The 18781-nt window shown below is 52.4% G+C and carries 13 protein-coding genes; 6 read left to right on the top strand and 7 right to left on the bottom strand.

The features are described from left to right. Positions 1-260 precede the first annotated feature (260 nt). On the top strand, positions 261-2582 hold the full coding sequence (locus HBA55_RS03805) for a TonB-dependent receptor (protein WP_166987277.1): 2322 nt from the start codon (positions 261-263) through the stop codon (positions 2580-2582). A 58-nt stretch (positions 2583-2640) separates the two neighbouring features. Here the strand turns inward: HBA55_RS03805 and HBA55_RS03800 are convergent, their stop codons facing one another. The 3 genes from HBA55_RS03800 to HBA55_RS03790 form a co-directional block, all read right to left on the bottom strand. Further along, the gene (locus HBA55_RS03800; protein ID WP_166987274.1) at positions 2641-3588 is read right to left on the bottom strand and encodes an AraC family transcriptional regulator; all 948 of its coding nucleotides are present in this window, start codon (positions 3586-3588) and stop codon (positions 2641-2643) included. A 248-nt stretch (positions 3589-3836) separates the two neighbouring features. Next, positions 3837-5234 carry an MFS transporter gene (locus HBA55_RS03795; RefSeq protein ID WP_166987271.1) on the bottom strand — a complete coding sequence of 466 codons (1398 nt, stop codon included), beginning with the start codon at positions 5232-5234 and terminating at the stop codon, positions 3837-3839. 17 nt (positions 5235-5251) lie between these two features. Then, positions 5252-5977, bottom strand: coding sequence for a glutathione S-transferase family protein (locus HBA55_RS03790; RefSeq protein WP_166987268.1), 726 nt, complete (start codon positions 5975-5977; stop codon positions 5252-5254). 242 nt (positions 5978-6219) lie between these two features. On the opposite strand from HBA55_RS03790, the gene HBA55_RS03785 reads away from it, so the two are divergent. Next, positions 6220-7095: an enoyl-CoA hydratase/isomerase family protein gene (locus HBA55_RS03785; protein WP_166987265.1), complete on the top strand. Its 876-nt coding sequence runs from the start codon at positions 6220-6222 to the stop codon at positions 7093-7095. 72 nt (positions 7096-7167) lie between these two features. On the opposite strand, the gene HBA55_RS03780 is transcribed toward HBA55_RS03785, so the two are convergent. Next, complete coding sequence (locus HBA55_RS03780) at positions 7168-9537, bottom strand: TonB-dependent receptor (protein WP_166987262.1); 2370 nt, start codon at positions 9535-9537, stop codon at positions 7168-7170. Between the two features lie 254 nt (positions 9538-9791). Further along, entirely contained in the window at positions 9792-10790 is a 999-nt protein-coding gene (locus HBA55_RS03775; protein WP_166987259.1) for an AraC family transcriptional regulator, read from the bottom strand. A gap of 86 nt (positions 10791-10876) precedes the next feature. Here HBA55_RS03775 and cofE point away from each other — a divergent pair, with 86 nt between their 5' ends. Both cofE and cofD read left to right on the top strand, forming a co-directional pair. After that, a complete protein-coding gene (gene cofE / locus HBA55_RS03770; RefSeq protein WP_166987256.1) occupies positions 10877-11647 on the top strand; it encodes a coenzyme F420-0:L-glutamate ligase in 771 nt (256 codons plus the stop codon). A 30-nt stretch (positions 11648-11677) separates the two neighbouring features. Next, positions 11678-12637: a 2-phospho-L-lactate transferase gene (gene cofD / locus HBA55_RS03765; protein ID WP_166987253.1), complete on the top strand. Its 960-nt coding sequence runs from the start codon at positions 11678-11680 to the stop codon at positions 12635-12637. Here cofD and HBA55_RS03760 read toward each other — a convergent pair. Further along, positions 12626-13282 (bottom strand): TetR/AcrR family transcriptional regulator, encoded by a 657-nt coding sequence (locus HBA55_RS03760; protein WP_166987250.1) that lies wholly within the window; start codon positions 13280-13282, stop codon positions 12626-12628. The two genes, cofD and HBA55_RS03760, sit on opposite strands and share 12 nt — an antisense overlap. 176 nt (positions 13283-13458) lie before the next feature. Between HBA55_RS03760 and HBA55_RS03755 the strand changes: the two genes are divergently transcribed. Next, a complete protein-coding gene (locus tag HBA55_RS03755) occupies positions 13459-15753 on the top strand; it encodes a TonB-dependent receptor (RefSeq protein WP_166987247.1) in 2295 nt (764 codons plus the stop codon). Positions 15754-15782: 29 nt separating this feature from the next. Further along, positions 15783-17522, top strand: a complete 1740-nt coding sequence (locus HBA55_RS03750; protein ID WP_166987244.1) for an amidohydrolase — start codon at positions 15783-15785, stop codon at positions 17520-17522. A 90-nt stretch (positions 17523-17612) separates the two neighbouring features. On the opposite strand, the gene HBA55_RS03745 is transcribed toward HBA55_RS03750, so the two are convergent. Continuing rightward, entirely contained in the window at positions 17613-18695 is a 1083-nt protein-coding gene (locus HBA55_RS03745) for a PA0069 family radical SAM protein (RefSeq protein WP_166987242.1), read from the bottom strand. Positions 18696-18781: the final 86 nt, after the last annotated feature.

Genomic DNA, 18781 nt, shown 5'->3' with positions numbered 1-18781 from the left:
AGCTTTTCAGAACCCCTTACTGTTATATCGATTTAATAAAGTTCCCTAAGCGTCTTAATTTCAGACCGCTATAAAAGGTATCCTATACTTGGAATATTTGACGCAACAACCGGATATCCAACAGATGTCGTCTGCTGCCAAGCATATGTCAGCCGATGCGAACTCTTGGGCACCTGGATTGGCTTAGAGTAGATCGTGCAGTAGTTCTTGATTGAGAAACCTGACAACGACAATAAGCCACTCTTTAGGAGAGCACAGGAATGATAAATACGTCTCGAAAGCCACTTTTCGCCGCTCTGTCGGCGTGTGTAGCCTTCAGCCCTGCGGTTTGCGCTCAAACCGGAGCAGAAGCCATCGATGAATTTCAACTTGAGGAAATAGTGGTGACTGCAGAACGGCGTTCTCAGTCATTGCAGGAGATTCCCTTGGCGGTCTCCGCTATTTCAGGGGATACGGTTGAAAAATCATTGGTGACGCGAACGGAGGACCTGTCTGCGGCCGCTCCCGGGCTGCAAATCAGCAGAGGCAGACTCGGCGAGCAAAAGCTGGTGATTCGCGGAGTCGGCGGCTCTGTGCGTGACAACATCGCCGCCAGTCCCAAAGTGGCTTTCTTTGTGGACGATGTCTACATCGCTCGCGGTGCGGCGATGGACATGGCCTTCTTCGATCTCGACCGGGTAGAAGTGCTGCGTGGACCACAGGGTACCTTGTACGGAAAGAATGCGATCGCAGGAGCGGTCAATGTTCACAGTAAGGCGCCAGGCGACACATTTGAGTCAAAGATATCGGTCAACATAGGCAATTACAATCAGCGTCAGACCCGTTTTATGGTAGGCGGACCCGTCTCTGACAAATTCTATGCAAAGGTTTTAGCAGGCAGCAACGAGCGAGATGGCTTCACTGATAACCTCACCACCGACGAAGAGCTGAGTCTGGAAGAAAGCTACTTTGGCCGCGCCACCCTGGTATATGAAGGAGACGCATGGGATCTTCGCGCGACCTTCGACTATGAAAACAACCCATCCAATCCGGGTACGGCCATGCACATCGTCGGCTCCAGCGGTTACGACATTTTGAACTTGGGTGGTGCCCTGGGAACAATTACCTATTCCCCTGATGATCGCTATGACGTCACTTTGGATGAAGACGGTGAAGGCTCACAGACCTCGCAGGGATTTTCCTTCAAGGCAACACATAGCGGCGAAAACATCGTCTTTGACAGCATCACCGGTTATCGAGACGTCAAGAACTCCTTCGCCCGTGACATTGACAATTCACCCAGCGCCAAGGAATTTGATATTCGCCCTATAGTGGATCCTACTTGGCATCCCGGTCTGCTTGGTCCTGACTACACACCTTTTCCATCGACGGTGTCAGTGATCAACATGGCGGCGGATGACTCCTGGTCGGTGAGCCAGGAATTTCGGATCTCTTCGGTCGACGATGGCGGCTTTTCCTTGGGAGGCAGTCTTTTCTGGACGGCCGGCCTCTATCTTTTCCACGATGAAGGGGAACGTATTGAGGACTTTCACATTGATATGCCGGGCGTTGGCGTAGCCGTCAGACAGAAACAGACCATGGAGCTCGAAGGGGACACTCTCGCCCTATACGGGCAAGGCACTTACACCGTTACCGACGACTTCGACATTGTCGTTGGGCTGCGTTATAGCTATGAAAAAAAAGAAGCGGTACACGGCGCCTCTGATGTCTTTCCTACGCTGGTTCAAGAACCCTTCAGTGATGCTGAGATCGAAGAGAGCTGGACTCAGATCACCCCCAAGATCACGGCAACCTATCAGATCTCTCAAGATACGATGCTCTACGCGACCTACTCGAAAGGCTCTCTGGGAGGTGGGTTCAACTTTGGCCCTGAGTCCGCACTGATTGCCGCCACCGAGAGCTTTGACCAGGAAGAAGCCCATAACTTTGAAATCGGCATCAAGGGTTCGGCGTTTAACAGCCGTTTTCAATATTCGGCTACCGCGTTCTATATTGATTATCAGGATTTGCAGGTACAGGGAATTAGTTCAACAGGTGCAACAACGACAGAGAATGCCGCCACCGCCACCAGTCAGGGCATTGAATTTGAAGCCACGGCATTGGTTGCTGATGGTCTGACACTGTCGGCCAACTATGCCTATGTCGATGCAGAATTTAACGAGTACTGTGAAGGTGCTGTAGACGAAACCCTCAAAGGGACCGCCTGTACCGATGCCGGTGGCATGGATCACTCGGGTAATCGGCTGGAATATTCTTCCCAGGACGTGTTTAACTTTTCAGCAGAGTATGTGATGCCGGTCAGCGATAAAGGAGAACTCGTCTTCAGTACCAGCTATACCTATAACAGTGAGCAGTTTTTTGATCCGTTGAATAATGCCGGGCAAGGCAGCTTCGATATAATCAATGCGCATGTCGCCTATGAATCGGCCGATGGGCACTGGTTTCTGTCTCTGTGGGGAAAGAATTTGAATGGCCAAGAATATAACAGAGATTTTATCGGTTTCGGGCAAACCTCCGATGGTGCAGCCTATGTTCAGGGGGCTCCTCGCACCTATGGCGCCACCGTGACCTGGACCTATTGATATCGCCACGTCATGTCATCTGCGCCGCTTTATGCCCCCCATAAAGCGGCGTTTTTCTTTAATCTCCCTTTAGGAACTCTTCCCGATAGTTAATCGGGGTTTTTCCCGTCCACCGTTTAAAAGCCCGATAAAATGAGCTCAAGTCTCTGTAGCCGAGTTGATAGGCAATTTCAGCGATAGCAAGATCTGTGTTTTCTATTTCCGAAATGGTGTATTCCTTGCGAGCCTCGTCAGCTAGTTTTTTAAAGGTGGTTCCCTCATCCGCCAAATGACGCTGCACGGTTCTCGGTGTGAGGTTCAACGATTCGGAAATATCCTTTAGCTCGACGTTTTCCGCCGGAAGTGACTCGAAAATCAACCTTTTGACTTTATTCAGTATGCCCTTCTCAGTGAGTTCGTGTAGTTGTTTGGTGGCTTGTTGTTCGTGGATTTTATGTATAGAGGGGTCGGCGCTTATTAATTGGTAGTCAAGATAGACTCTTGGGAAAAGGAAGTAGTTTTCCGGCTGACCAAACTTCAGTTCACAATGAAAATACTCCGTATAAGCTGAGGTATCTTGTGGTTTGTCATGGCGAAACCCAACCTCGATCAAAGGCATCTCGCCGCCAATATTGGCATTGATCATACGATAGAAGAAAGCCTGCCAGAAATCGGAATGTTGCCTGTTAGAATTCTTGCCACCAGAAAAATCAATGGTGACATTGGCAAGATTGTCGCTTTCTTTGATTCGAAGATGCCCTACATCCGACAGGATTTTCATGTATCGTTTAAGGCTCTCCAGCATCTCACGCAGATTCCTGCTGGACATCGCCAGGTATCCGGCCGTATTCAGTGGCAAAACGTTTGGAACATCCCTTGCCAGATGCAGTGAAAAGTTCGGGTCTCCGCTCAACTCTGCTGCTATCTCCCACATTCTCATGAGTTTGTCGTGGGGGATTCGGTATAAGGGATCATCAAACTGTTGGATATCAATCTCAGAGCGCTTGAATATCAGATCGGTATCCAAACCAGAGCCTTCATAGAGGCGATACAAGAACCGCGTTACGGTAGCGGTCGATCTGGGTGTGATCTCTGATTCCTTGCTACTCCATACCATTACTGACCACCGGGGTGAAATTGATCTGATATCATGAATCCTAGCATCGAATCCATGATGTTTTAACAATAGGAAGGGTGACTAATCGGAATATGCCTAAACACCGCAGCAGGCTAAGGTCTGTTTTCTTATAGTTGATCAGCCTTAAAACGAACATTCTAATAACTGGGCTCTTCACTCCCCTTGTGAAAGGTCGTCAGCTGTTGGCGTAGAATGACCTGCCTCGCCTCGTCCAGGGGGAAATTCCACATGATTCTGACAATAACGAGGTAGAGAAAGCCAGGCAAGAGTACAATCAACCAACGCATGGCATCTAGAACCTCCACTGGATTATTCGCCTCGGGCGAGGCATCAAAGCCAATCATGCTCAGCATTGGATAACTTAAACCAACGGATAGTGCGGCGGCCACTTTGCTGCTGGTCTGTAATAGCGACATGTAGAGTCCGGTCCGCTGTTTACCGCTTTTAACGGCGTCATAATCGGTAACATCCGCCATAATTGCCGCCGGAATGTAAGTGCCCACCGCTTGATTGGCGCCGAGGAATAACAGAGCGATACTGGCGATGACAACATTGTTTTGAGGTAGCAACAAGAACGACAGACTGGCGATCAGGTAATACAGGAGCGCTACGCACAATGTTCTGTGTTTGCCGATCTTATGGCTGAGTTTCATAAACACAGGAAGAAAGATTAGTGCGGAACAATACCAGGGAAGCAAAGCAAAGGAGGACCAGGCTCCTAACAGTAGAACATCGCTGACAAAAAACAAGAACATCCCCGCAATGCTCCCGGTTGCGATTCCCAGCAGCAGATTCGCTACGAGCAACCTTCGCAGAGGCGCATTGCTGAAAATAACCTGAAAGGGTTTACCGCTGACCGGCGACTTGACGCTCCTTTGAATAGCGGGTTCTGGAGCTGCCCACAGCGCCAGCACGACCGTTAGCGGTAAAAAGACAATGAGAGCCTTGGCAATCAGCGCCAGACGGTCAGATTCTGTAAATCCGGCTGAATGATCCGCAATGGCGACCGTCACCATCAGCCCTATGCCGCCCACTAACCCGGCTCCTTGCTTGAATGCGGATATTCTGGAGCGCTCGTGATAGTCACTTGACAACTCGGCCGCCCAGGAGATGTGGGATACTGAAGCCATTGTCCAGCCGATATAAAGCACAATCATCCAAAGGGCAAAGTAGGCCCCCGACACGGGCAGGTCCGGCACGAATACGTAATAGGTGCATAGAATCATCAAAGGCACAGATGCCACGAGCCAGGGCCTGCGACGCCCCCAGCGAGTTTGCCAGCGGTCCGACAGAAGACCAAACGCAGGGTCCGTCACCACATCCCACAGCTTAGTCAATCCGAAGATAAGCCCGACAACACTGAGCCCCAGTCCCATCGTACCCGCATAAAACGGAGGGATAAACACCACAACAACCATAAGAAAAGCGGCCAGAGGAGCCTCAGGTGATACGAAGGCCGCAAGTCTGGAGTTGCTGAGATGTAAGTTACTATTTATCATTTTCACTTCTACATTGATTGTGGTACGCGGTGTCATCGGTTGGAGAGCCAGCCTCAGGGTTGATAGAGTACTACAGCCTCTTGAAAGGCCTTTCTTGTAGATGCACGATCAAACCAGGAGGCCAGATTTGGGCATTGATCAAAAGCGTAGGCCATTGAGTTCATTCGGTAAATATTGACGACCCAGGAGATGTCTGCAAGCCCGTATTCATCTCCAGATAACCAGTGACTTTGCGTCAATACCTTGTCGAGGCGAGTCAATACAGCGTCAACTTCCGTAACAGCCGCGCTTACCCTCAGCGACCAGGCTTCGCTGTTTTCGTGAAAATCCTGCATAAACTGAACGACTTCCTGATTGTTGCGATACCTCTCGAAGAAGCGAACATCCTCCTCACTGGAGGTGATTATTTTTCGGAAAAATCTGTCGAAAGTAATGACCTTGATAGACGTTTGAGCTGTTCCCGAGAAGTGTATGATGGCCTCCATCGCTGTGCGTTTGGCGTCATCATCGGGTATCAGCGACGGCTGTGGAAATTTCTCTTCGAGGTAATACAGAATATCGTTCGATTCGACAACCACCTCTCCATCATAGACCAGGGTTGGCACCACTCCCTTTGGATTGATGGCTTGATATTCGGTCGTGATATGTTCATTTTTGGATAGGTCCAAATGATGGCTGGCCCAGCTCAGACCTTTTTCTGCCAGTGCCAACCGCACGCGCTGAGAACAGTTGGAGAAGGTGTAATGGAAAAGGTGCAGGCCTTTCAAACTTTTGGCCATTGTACTCTTACTGTTAAAAATTGGCATATCAACTCACTTTGTGGCGAGGGTAATCTGAAATTTATTATAGGGTGAGGACTCGCTCTGAATGTATGCCCCGACCCGCCAAAGATATGACTTCAGGTGCAAAAGCAGGTTGTCGTCTACGGCCAATCATATGGCAGTCAACGCGAAGCTGAGCCACGCCATTTCGAGATAGGATATAGACCATGCCAGGATTTGGAGAAGCAGGAGATATCCTCATGTCATTACAGAATTTTGTTCCCACACCTCAGTTCTCGGATTACCAAGAGATCTTTAAAGAAAACTATAAACTAAGTCGAAGTGACGACGGTGTTATTTTGGCAGAGGCTCACACGCTCGATGGCCCCATTCAACTGAGTGTTGAAAACCATCGATCCGTCGGTCAGCTCTTTAAGACGATAGGCGCTGATCCAGATAACGAGGTTATGATCTTTACCGGGACAGGACCGCACTTTATGCTGAGCATCGACCCGGACGGCTTTGCCCTGGAAGCCGAAGACCTCGAATATTGGGCCTATGAATACGCCTACAAGGATGGACGAATCAATGTGGCGTCACTCATCAATGACTTGGAAATCCCGACCATCGGCGCCATGAATGGCCCCGGCTTTCACTCCGAGCTTTGCCTGATGTGCGACATCACGATTTGCACCGAAGATACGGTTATTTTCGACCCACACTTTGCCGGTCTCGGTTCCGTTCCCGGAGACGGTATTCACAGTTGCTTACAAGAGCTGTTGGGCGTAAAACGCGCGGCCTATGCGCTACTGACGGGGCATACGATTGATGCACAAAAAGCCCTGGAGCTGGGACTGGTCAATGAAGTGGTGCCCCGAGACCAACTGATCCCTCGGGCGAAGGAGCTGGCTGACGATATGATGTTGCAGAGTAGAACAACCCGCCGTTTAACGACACAGATTGTACGCCGCCCGTGGAAAAAACGCATCGTGGATGATCTTGATGGGGGCTTCGGTATTCAGATGTTCTCCCATCTGACCAAACGCGACACCATGCATGTAGATGTTGAGGAATCGGCCAAGAACAAGAAATACTTTGAAAGGTTGTTTGAAATTCGGGACAAAGCCGGCGATTGACGACACGTTCTGTTTGGACGGTAGAAGTTGGATACGTAGGCTCCTCAGGAACCTACGTATTGCCCCTTTGGGTTACAGACTATAACGAACAGAAACACCCCAGGTTCTGGGGTCATTGACCCAGCGGCGATAACTGTTGGAAGACAAGCCTCCGTCCGCAGTTGCAAACAGGTTGGCGATCAGGTTACTGGTGTGCCCAGTTGCATAGTAATCGTCAGTGATGTTTTTGCCCCAAAAGCTCACATCCCAGTTTTCATTGCGCCAGCCAATGCGAGCGTTCAGCAGTTCGTAGCGGGTATCCTTCGATGCCGCCGCGCGGGTTGGGTCTGAAAGGTGCTCGGTTTTAAATGCTAGATTGGCATGGGCGTAAACTTCACCACTGTTGAGCGGATAAACATAGTCTGCCGCCACCGAACCACTCCAGTTAGGCGCGTATTCCATACGCTCACCATCCAGAACACATTCGCCATTGGCGTTGACAGACTCTCCGGAATTGGCTGCACAGTTAGCGCCGCTAAAGTCTTTATAACGGGCATCCAGATACTCCACTTTTAGACTCAACGTCAGGTTTTCCGTCGCCAGATAGGTCGCGTCGATATCAACGCCCTGTGTAATCTGCTTACCTGCGTTAATCACGCCGAAGACAACCGTGGTTGGATTGAAGGTGGTGGCCTGGAACTCTTTATACTGCGTATAAAAGTAAGCGAGGTTCAAACGTGCGCGACCTTCGAGCAAGTCCATCTTGGCGCCGACCTCGTAGTTAACCGTCTCCTCGCTGTCGTATTCCCGCTGATCAAGGGATTCGGCACCAAAGGAACCGTTAAAACCCCCGGATTTGGAGCCACTGGCCACGGTCGCATACAGCATCTGCTCACCGATAAAGTGATTGATGCTGATCATCCCGGTGACATCGCTGTCACTGCGATCATCTTCCAGATCCAAGGCCCTATTCAAGGCTACCTGGCCACTGATTAGCGGGATAAATGTGCCGCCGGTGTAGCTGCCATTAAAGACGTTGCCGTATCGAAACGCAGTACCGTCGGCGTCAAAGCTGTCCGTGAAAACGCTGAACTCTTTCTCTTCCTGTCCGAAGCGAATACCACCCGTTATCGAGGTTTTCTCGCTAAGATTCCAAGTGATCTGTCCAAACGCCGCCAGGGATTCCGAACGAAAAGCCTGGTGCCAAAGAAAGCCGTCACCACCGGAAAGTAATGGCAGCACAGAAAGCGGGCCTAGTGTCACGGGGCTGGGCACGCCGGGCAAACCAATGCTGGTGGTTGAGAACAGATTATCTCGAGAACCACCTTCCAGATCGCTTTTGAAATAGAACATCCCGGCAAGCCAATCGATGGTTTCACCGCCGGGCGAGGCAATGCGCAACTCCTGGCTGATGCTCTCTTCGTTGAAAGACGGACGCGATGTTGAGGTGTCCAGCGGTGTACCGTCGTTGTCCGTAAGCGTACTGTCCTGCTCCCATTCCTGATAGGCGCTGATGGCTGTCAGGGTGTAGCCACTGTCAAACTCATACTCCGCCTGAAAGGACGCCCCCTGAACTTCTACCCGGCCGCCCGCCGCTTGAGAGTGGGCCACTTTGCGATCGGTCTCGTCACCTTGCGGCGCGGCTAAACCCAGGCTGCCGATAACATTGCCAACATAGCCCGCAAATACGCTGTTGGGCTGAATAAAGTCTTCTGCCTGGGATTGATTGGCATCATTGAGAGAATAATAGGCAATACTACGTGTGGTCAGTTGTTCACTGGGGTCCCAGAACAATTGAGCCCGATAAGACTGCTTGTCGACCTGGTTGTATTCTTGCCCGGTTAATTCGTCTTCCATCAGGCCATCGCGACGATTACTGCGCGCAGAAAAGCGGTAACCAATATCCTCACCAATAACACCCCCAAGGGAGACCTGGCTATCCTGTAAACCTTCGCTGCCGAAGCTATGCTCCATCGCCAGTTCAAATTCGTCAGGACGACCTTTCGTGTGCACAGAAATTACGCCGGAGTTTGTGTTTTTTCCGTAGAGAGTTCCCTGTGGGCCCAGCAACACTTCAATGCGATCAATATCAACCAGATCTGACAATCCAAAAACGCTGCGAGGCATAAACACACCATCTACAAATACCCCAACGGACGGTTCCAGGGTTGGATCGGCCGCACCGGTACCGGCACCACGAATGGAGATGCTGGACTGTGCCGGAGAATTGCTGGAAAAAATATTCAGCGCGGGCACCGCATGTTTCACGTCTTCGACGCTATTGATGCCGGCATTTCTCAAGGCATCTTCCGACAACGCGGAAACACTCATCGGTATATCCTGAACCGATTGGGCTCTTTTTTGTGCGGTAACTACAATTTCTTCCAGTTGAAAGGATTCCGCTGAGGCCAGCTGGGAAGCTGCCAATACAGCAAGGCTGATCAGTTTCATATTTTTGGGCATAACAAAACTCCTCTGTTATCGCTAAACGATAACCGACTCTCTCTTTTTATATGTTTTTACTGTAGCCGCTTTTTAACAGACGCGGCGTCGTGTGAATGACGGTGACTGTCAGTCAGGGGTTACAATCACTGAACTCATTGGGTCTCTCCGAAAGTTGTTATTTTTTAGGGGTTTATCAGGGAACACCCTTATACTCTAATAACTGGAGCCCTTCGTGTTGACAAATTGCGCAACGGCGCAAAATTTGGCCGGAATCACCGCCAATCACTGGGGGGACGTTGAGTTTTGGCCTTAATAAACCTGGAAAACACAGAAGTTTCCGCAAAGTGCAGGCGCTCAGCGATGGCGGTGACAGACAGGCTGGAGTGTTCCAGATACAAGGTGGCCAGCTCAAGGCGGATAGCGTCGAGCAGTTTTTGGTAGCTGGAGCCCTCTTTCTTCAGCTGGTGCTGAAGGGTTCGAACCGGAGTATCAAAATAGGCCGCAACGTCTTCGATCTGACAACGGCCTTGGCTGATCAAGTGACGAATGGCGCGATCAACGCGAACAGCGACGGGAATTTCGGCTTTGTATTCCTGCTGTGCATTTTTGAGGCACTTCTGACGTAGCGGCCAGTCCTCCGGAATCGGCGTATTGCATTCTTCATGGGTCAGAAATATCGCGTTGCGATCCTGATTAAAATAGACACTGGAGCCGAACACCTTTTCCAGCGGCGCGGTATCGGGCGGCGCTTTATGCATAAACTGGGCATACCTGGGGCGCCAGTCCTGTCCCAGCAAATCACGGATCTCTTTACAGGTGACCGCCAGACCGTATTCCAAAAGAAACACATCCTCAAAGGTGGGAGAAAAGTCCTCTACCAGGCTCCAGCGGATGTCGTAACAGTGATAGAAGCCCCCCTCTTCTTCCACATTGAACGCTGAGATAACTTGTGTGTGACACTCGAGGTAGTCCTGAATCACAGCGAAGGCTTCGAACAGTGTGCGAGCCTCGGCCATTCGCTGCCAGTGTAACTGCAGTACGTCCCAACCCTGTTGCTCTGCCAACAGCAAGGAAAAGAACCGGTTACCCGTACGAACTGTCGCTTCGTGAAAAAGTTTGATGTAGGTAAGGCTGTCGACGTATAACGTCTCGTTGTAAAGCGCCTCCATAGGCAGCCCGGCATCCGCAGCCACTATGCGAGGATCGAGGCCATGGTTTTCCAGCAATCGCTTTATGCCTCTCAAAGAGCTGCTGGGGATGTAAACCAACATACCAATTCTCTACCGCCGCGCCGGCCCATGGGGTGTGATAATATACGCCTCCTTGGATTTATTGTGCCACCACTTTTGAGAACTGTATGAGCAAGAAACTGGAGATAACAGCGTTACCGGACTTTCCGATGGTTGAACCTGGAGACGATCTCCCGGTGATGATCCAGGCCTCCCTGGATGCCGCCGGATTAACGCTGGAGACCGGCGACTGCCTTGTTATCGCCCAAAAGGTGATCTCCAAATCAGAAGATCGATACGCCTACTTTAAGGACATTGTCCCCTCGGAAGAGGCCAAAGCACTGGCGGAAAAAGCCCACAAGGATCCTCGGTTGGCGCAATTGATTCTCGATGAATCCAAAGAGGTGATCAAGCATCGTCCCGGTGCAGTGATTGTCGAACACCGCCTCGGCTATGTTCACGCCAACGCCGGTATCGATCAATCCAATATCGCCAATGATCCCAACAACCACCGCGTACTGTTACTCCCCATCGACCCGGACGCCAGCGCTGAAGCACTGCGACAGGCACTGCAAACGGCCACCAACACTGACCACTTGAATATCGTGATCAGTGACAGCGCCGGCCGCGCCTGGCGCAACGGTATCATTGGCTTTGCCATCGGCACGGCCGGTTTTACGCCGGTAGTTGATGAAGTCGGCAAAAAGGACTTGTTTGGCCGTTCACTGGAAGTCACACAGATCGCTGTGGCTGACGAATTGGCCGCAGCGGCATCGCTGCTGATGGGGCAAGCTGACAACGGCGCCCCGGTGGTGCTGATCAAAGGCGCGACGCTGCAAGCAGATCAGACGGGTTCCAAATCCCTGATTCGCGCCAAAGAACAGGACCTGTTCCGCTAGACCGATGGTAAGCCGAGAGAGAACACCAGAATGAACACCAAAAAACACAAGGTCCTGGCCATCAGCGGCGGGGTCGGTGGCGCCAAACTGGCATTGGGCCTGTACAAGCTGCTGCCACCTCAACAGCTGACCATTGTCACCAATACCGCCGATGATTTTGAGCATCTGGGGCTGTCGATTTCACCCGATCTCGACACATTGATGTACACCCTCGCCGGTCGCAATAACCAGGCGCAGGGGTGGGGTCTGGCCGGTGAAAGCTGGCAGACCATGGCTATGCTTAAGGACTATGGCGCAGAAGATTGGTTCCAGTTGGGCGACAAGGACATCGCTACTCACTTGGTTCGCAGTCAACTGCTGCGGCAGGGGAAAAGCCTTGCGGAGGTAACAACACACCTCTGCCGGAAGCTGGGCATCGAGACCACCGTGTTACCCATGACGGATGATCCGGTCAGAACCCGCATACAAACCGCCGACGGCGAGCTGGCGTTTCAACACTACTTTGTTCGCGAGCAGTGTCGGCCGGCCGTAACCGGGTATCGGTTTGACGGCATTGACTCCGCCAAAGCCCATCCCGATATACTGCAACAACTGGCCGACGAGGCGCTGTCGGCAATCATCATCTGCCCTTCCAATCCATTTGTTAGCGTGAGTCCGTTCCTGCAGCTTGAGGGGGTTAGAGACGCGCTCAAAGCCAGTAGAGCGCCGGTAATCGCCGTATCTCCCATCGTTGCAGGCATGGCCATCAAGGGGCCGGCGGCCAAGATGATGCAGGAACTGAATATGCCGAATAGCGCCCAGGCGGTGGCACAGTTCTACGGAGATCTGCTGGATGGATTTGTTATTGATGAATCCGACGCGGACCAGGCCGACGCCATTCGCGCACTGGGTACAGCGGTCGACGTCGCTCCGACAGTGATGCGCAGCCTGGAGGATCGGATCGGTCTTGCGGAGATCGTTTTGCAGTTCAGCAATCTGTTAGAATCTTGAACCTTCAGGTAAAAACGGCTGCAGAATACCGAAGGTTGCCCGCCACTGCCAAACCCGAATAGTCTGCTGGTCCATCCCCTGCTCCATCAGGTCCTGGCGCACGGAATCCAGACCATAAAGGTAGGCACCAATTTCCATCCGCTCTTTGTCACTGGCATTGAGCCCGGCGCGCTCAAGAATGCGACTTAACAAGGTCGCAATCTGCTCGCCGTGTTTTCGGTCTTCCTCCCGTAGTTCGGGGTAGAGACTCATTGCCTTTCTGAGTTCCATCTCCAGTTGCTTGTCGTCACCAGGCATCAGGGATTCACCGTAAATTCGTTCTGCCAGCGCCTGCATCACCTCGATGATGGGTTGCGCACCGGTGATCTCTTCCAGAAAGCGTTCCATCCGCTCCCGTACCTGGCCCAGCCAGCGCAAATAGATCTCATAAATGATCGCCTGTTTGTTGGGAAAGTACCGATATAGAGACCCCACCGCCATACCCGATGCCTTGGCGATGTGATTGGTGGTGAGCTTTTCCAGCCCATTGGTGGCCATCAGCTCACAGGTCACTTCCAATATCTGGTCCACCCGCGCCTTGGAGCGCTCCTGATTCGGCGCCTTGCGGGCGCTGATTTTCCGTTTTGGGATCGTGGTTTCCACCATGGTGCTCTCGATGCTGTTCCCGGCGTTGTGCAGAAACCGAATAGTACCCCAGAAACAAACCTCTTGCCATGAGCAATTACTCACGTTATTGTTTAAGTGAGCAATTGCTCATCATTATAACCAAGACTACCTGCCCCAACGGCGGGGCCTGAGTATTTGATATAGGAAGAGAGTTTATGAAAAAGCCCCACCAACACCTGCTAACCCCCTTGTCGCTGGCCATTGCCCTCTCTTTGCCCTCTGGCGTTCAGGCCTACGGCGACAGCGGATTCGCTCTGGAAGAAATTGTGGTGACCGCACAGAAACGGGAGCAGAGTCTGCAGGACGTGCCCATTGCCGTAACCGCCATCGACGGGGATCTGCTGCAACAGACCGGCTCCATTACCCTCTCCGATGTGGCCAGCCTCACGCCCGGACTGAATATCTCCAACACCCAGTCGGAGTCGGTGGGCATCAGCATGCGCGGCATTGGCTCCAACGATTTTGGCTACGGTACTGACCAAAGCATCCCGGTTTATCTCGACGGGGTATACATGGGCAATGGTGCCGCTATTGTGGGGGATCTGACTGATGTCGCTCGGATTGAAGTCTTAAAAGGCCCTCAGGGGACACTGTTTGGTCGCAATGCCGTGGGTGGGGCGGTGAGTGTCACCACCCAGCGCCCTGGCGACCAGCCGGAGGGCCTGTTGACCTTGGGCGCTGGCAGCCACGAGTTGCGAACGCTTAAGGGCACCGTGAATATACCCATCCTGGAAGACCAATTGTTCCTGCGCGTGAATGGCTCGATACGTAGCCGGGATGGCTGGCAGAAGAATATTGCCACGGATCGCGAAGACGGCTATGAGCAGGACCGCTGGAACGGCCGCGCAAAACTGCTGTGGACACCCAGCGATACTTTGGAACTGGAGTTCACCAGCGACTGGCAAAATGAGCAGGACCACGCCGGCTATTACAACGTTATCGACAGTCCATTTGCACCGCTGCTGTCGTCAACCACCTTGGCGGTTGACGACACAAACGCCAGTAGTGGTCACGCCTTTCTGGGCCTTGATCCGAAAACCGGCTTGCCTCTTCTGGAGGGCCCCGAAGCCCGTGGCGTCGATCATCGATTAAATCGCAAGGTGAGAGGCAACGCGATTAAGATTACCTGGGATATCAACGACAATCTGTCCCTCACCGCCATCACCTCCTATCGGGAGCTCAAGTCCGCCATCTCAGAAGACAACGATGGCAGCGAGTTTGCAGTACTCAATGTTCGCAGTTTTATGGACAACGAAGAATACAGCCAGGAGTTTCGAATTAATGGACAGGCCGATAATCTGGATTGGTTTATCGGCCTCAGTGCCTATCGTTCGGATGGAGACGGCAGTGTAGAAGATACTTTTGGTGCTCTGGTGACTGGATTTCCGTTTGACGAAATCGCCAAGGTCAACACCAAAACCGAGAGCTACGCGTTGTTTGGTGATGCCATCTGGGCGATAAGCGAAGAGACCAATCTCACTTTCGGCCTGCGCGCTTCCTATGATGCCAAAAGCCAGAACATCAACAACCCTCAACCTTTCGGACTGCTGTTTGCCAGCCCTAACCAGATGCTGGACGACGACGGCAATATCGCCCCCGGCCGCGCCGACAGCCACGAAAACTGGAACGATATCTCTCCGCGTTTGGTGATTGATTATCAGGTAACAGACTCTGTGATGGTGTTTGCCGGAGTCAGTCAAGGCTACAAATCCGGCGGTTTTAACAGTTTCCCAACCGTTATTTTCGACGTTGAATCGCCGCTGTTCGGATTGGTTCCTGCGGCGGCCACGGAGCCATTCGACGAAGAGAAAATTGTGAACATTGAAGCCGGTATAAAGAGCAGCTTGCTAGACAATCGCCTGCGCTTAAACGGCTCAGTGTTCCACTACGAGTTTACCGATCTGCAGTTTCTGGTATCCGATGGTGTCGTGGTACGCGCTGAAAACGCCGGTAAAGCACAAGGGCAAGGGCTGGATCTGGAAGCGACATACCTCGTTACTGAAAACCTTACACTGAGCGCCAACCTCGGTTGGCTAAACGCCGAATATGGCGAAGACGTTGTCGACAATAACGGCACGGTTATCGTCAGAGAAGGACAGGATCTTGCCTACGCGCCGCACTTTACGGGTAATGTCGCCCTCGATTACGTCCTGCCGCTGGGTGACAGGGGACAATTGCGCACTCACATCAACTATACCCACACGGGCGCGAGAACCCACAATGGCAGTGACACTGCCGATATATATCGCGAGGATGACTTTGGTCTGCTCAGTGCCCGCGTTACCTTTATCTCCGCTGATGAACACTGGCAGCTGGCGGCCTGGGGCACCAACCTGACGAACGAACACTTTATCGAATCCTACGGCGGCGTCACGGACAGTTTCGGTATGACCTCCGTACGGCGCGGTGAACCACGCATGGGCGGTGTCGAGCTGACCTATCGCTATTGATATTGCTTAATCACACAGGACGTTATTCAATGAAGAAATCAGCCACCATACTGGGGCTGGCTATCCTGGCGGGTTGCTCTGATTCTCAGATCAGCCCCACCTCACCACCGGATAACCAGACCGTGCTATATCATCAGGGCAAAATCTACACGGAAAATATCGAACAGCCCTGGGCGGATGCCATGATCACCAGAGCCGATCGCATTATTTTTGTCGGCTCGCTGGATGAAGCATTGGGACACGAATCCGCGCCTGCTACCAAGGTCGACCTGCAGGGTAAATTTGTAATGCCGGGTATGATCGATACACACACGCACCCCGGTTTGATTGGGATGTTTCAGCGCGACGATAAAGCAACCCGGGAAGACTCACAGATCCCCTATCCCGCCAGTAAAGAGGAAATGCTGCAATGGCTTAGAGGCTATGGGGACAGAAACTTTTGGTCGCCGATGATCTTTGCCGGTTCCTGGGATGTGAATACCTTTTTGCCGGATGGTCCCAACCGTAAGGATCTGGACGAAATCTTTCCCTACAAGCCCGTGGTGCTGATGGACAACTCCGGTCACAGCCTGTGGCTCAACTCGTCGGCATTGACTTTGTTGGGCGTCGATAAAAACGAACCGGCACTGAGTCCCGGTATTTCCTATTTTGTCAGAGATGAGCAAGGGGAACTGACGGGCTGGGCAAAGGAGTTCGCGCTGTTTCCCCACCTCGGAGATTTGCTGGTTCCCTCCAAGAAGGAACTCAAGTCGGGTATCCGCGAGTTTTTGCAAAGCCTTTCTAAACAGGGTATCACCACCTTGTGGGATGCCGGCAACTTTGCCTGGCACGATCACATTTACGAGGCCGTTGCCGAGTTGGACAAAGAGGGTAAACTGCCCCTGCGTTACGAAGGTTCGTTCCATATCTGGGCCCCCGAACATCTGCATCAGGCTGTTGCTGAAATCAAACGGCTCAGACGTGAATACAGCGGAGAACGCCTGAACTTTAACACCGTTAAGATTCACTACGACGGTGTGGCGGATATCAAGACCGCCGGTATGCTCGAACCCTATGCCAACGATCCGGATAACCGTGGTGCAGTGCTATTCGACGCAGAGCGGTTGCAAGCGTTTATCCTGCAACTTAACTCCGAGGGTATCCATCTGCACCTGCACACCGTCGGCGACCGAGCCACCCGCGAAGCCCTTAACGCCGTAGAAATGGCTCGGCAACAAGGGCCAATTGATATCGAGATTGCACTCTCGCACTTGGAGACCGTCGCCCCGGAAGACATTCTCCGCTTTAAGCCGCTGGAGGTGCACGCCAACTTCACTCCGCACTGGTTTGGCGGCACGGTATTTGGCGAAGCCGCAGCCACCAACCTGGGGCACGAGCGCGCACAACGCTCGCAGGTGGCCAATCAGTTTGTACAAGCCGGGGCAAACGTTACCCTGTCCAGTGACGTGGTGACCGAAGAAGAAGCCTACCGAGCCAATCCGTTTATCGGCTTGCAAATGAGCGTAACGCGAGAGGAGTACGCTGGAGGCCAGCAAGAAATTCTTCCGCCGGAATCGGCACGCCTGGATTTGGCCAGCGCACTGAGTGCCTATACCCTCAACGGTGCTAGACAGCTGGGGCTCTCGTCAGATCTGGGATCTTTGGAGATCGGTAAAAAAGCGGACTTTGTGGTGCTCAGTCAAAACCCGTTTGAGGTGGATATACGCCAGCTTCATCAATTAGTGCCCGATGCGGTTTATCTGGACGGCGTGGTTTTAGACACCGATTAATTTCTCTTAATCAATCTTCTCTATGTGGGTTTGGGGGCGCTCTGTGTCCGATCAGCTGTCGCCCCGTTTTTTCCCCCAATGATGCCATTCTTAAAACAACGCAAACTGATCACCCGCTTTGGGTGGCGGCTGAAATTGACTAAAGTCCAGCTCCACCGACTCACGCTCATTCAAACCCAGCTTTTTACACGCCAAGTGAAACCGCTTGGACAATAACTGAGCGTATACCCCGGTGCCCTTTTGGCGCACGCCAAACTCAGTTTGATAATCCTTACCACCACGGCTTTGCTGTATCAGGCTGATGACATGCTTGGCGCGCAACGGATAGTGCTGTTCCAGCCACTGATAAAAAAGATCCCTGACTTCCAACGGCAACCGAAGCAGGACATAACCCGCGCGATCGGCCCCGGCGTCCCGACATTGCTCCAGCAGCGTCTCCATTTCGGCATCGTTGATCATGGGAATCACCGGCGCCATCAGCACCCCCACCGGTACACCGGCTTCACGTAGCCTTGCGACCATTCGTAACCGTGCGGCGGGAGAAGCCGCCCGAGGTTCGAGAGTACGTTTAAGATCATTATCCAGCGTCGTTACACTGATCATCACAGAACACAACTGTCTCCGAGCCAGATCCCCCAGCAGATCCAGATCCCGTTCGATCAATGCACCCTTGGTCACGATAGCCACCGGATGATTAAAATCAGACAGTACCTGCAGAATATCCCTCATCACGCCATACTGTTTCTCGATCGGTTGATAGGGATCGGTATTGGTGCCAATAGCGAGAGTCTTGCAGCGGTAACCGGGTTTTCTCAACTCATTGGCCAACGTCTCCGCCGCACCCGCTTTGTAGAACAGCCGTGTTTCGAAATCCAAACCCGGCGACAGATCAAGGTAAGTATGAGTGGGACGGGCAAAGCAGTAGATGCAGCCATGCTCGCAGCCTCGATAGGGGTTGATAGATTGCTCGAAGGGGACATCCGGTGACTGGTTTCGAGTGATCACGGTTTTGGCCGCGTCCGGGAGCACCTCGGTAACCGGGGAGGCCGACTCTTCCTCTGCTGCCCAGTCTTGTGCCACCTCGACCGAGTGGACGGGAATATAGCGGTTGCTGGGGTTGCTCAGGGCACCCCGGCCTTTATGGTGCTTGGGGTGGGAGGTATTGGCTGACATATTGGCCACCGCTCAAATACTGTAAATATATACAGTTATATTGGATCTGTCCAGATCGATAGCGGCCAATGGATAGGTCAGCCTCA

Origin of the sequence: Pseudomaricurvus alkylphenolicus (assembly GCF_011683955.1) — a bacterium.
Taxonomy (GTDB): domain Bacteria; phylum Pseudomonadota; class Gammaproteobacteria; order Pseudomonadales; family Cellvibrionaceae; genus Pseudomaricurvus; species Pseudomaricurvus alkylphenolicus.
Note: the sequence above shows the minus strand (reverse complement) of the source record. Positions and strands in the feature narration are given on the sequence as shown.

Coding starts and splice junctions, on each gene's coding strand:
- HBA55_RS03805 (WP_166987277.1), top strand. CDS start 261: ATGATAAATACGTCTCGAAAGCCACTTTTCGCCGCTCTGTCGGCGTGT.
- HBA55_RS03795 (WP_166987271.1), bottom strand. CDS start 5,234: ATGACACCGCGTACCACAATCAATGTAGAAGTGAAAATGATAAATAGT.
- HBA55_RS03790 (WP_166987268.1), bottom strand. CDS start 5,977: ATGGCCAAAAGTTTGAAAGGCCTGCACCTTTTCCATTACACCTTCTCC.
- HBA55_RS03785 (WP_166987265.1), top strand. CDS start 6,220: ATGTCATTACAGAATTTTGTTCCCACACCTCAGTTCTCGGATTACCAA.
- HBA55_RS03780 (WP_166987262.1), bottom strand. CDS start 9,537: ATGCCCAAAAATATGAAACTGATCAGCCTTGCTGTATTGGCAGCTTCC.
- HBA55_RS03775 (WP_166987259.1), bottom strand. CDS start 10,790: ATGTTGGTTTACATCCCCAGCAGCTCTTTGAGAGGCATAAAGCGATTG.
- cofE (WP_166987256.1), top strand. CDS start 10,877: ATGAGCAAGAAACTGGAGATAACAGCGTTACCGGACTTTCCGATGGTT.
- cofD (WP_166987253.1), top strand. CDS start 11,678: ATGAACACCAAAAAACACAAGGTCCTGGCCATCAGCGGCGGGGTCGGT.
- HBA55_RS03760 (WP_166987250.1), bottom strand. CDS start 13,282: ATGGTGGAAACCACGATCCCAAAACGGAAAATCAGCGCCCGCAAGGCG.
- HBA55_RS03755 (WP_166987247.1), top strand. CDS start 13,459: ATGAAAAAGCCCCACCAACACCTGCTAACCCCCTTGTCGCTGGCCATT.
- HBA55_RS03750 (WP_166987244.1), top strand. CDS start 15,783: ATGAAGAAATCAGCCACCATACTGGGGCTGGCTATCCTGGCGGGTTGC.
- HBA55_RS03745 (WP_166987242.1), bottom strand. CDS start 18,695: ATGTCAGCCAATACCTCCCACCCCAAGCACCATAAAGGCCGGGGTGCC.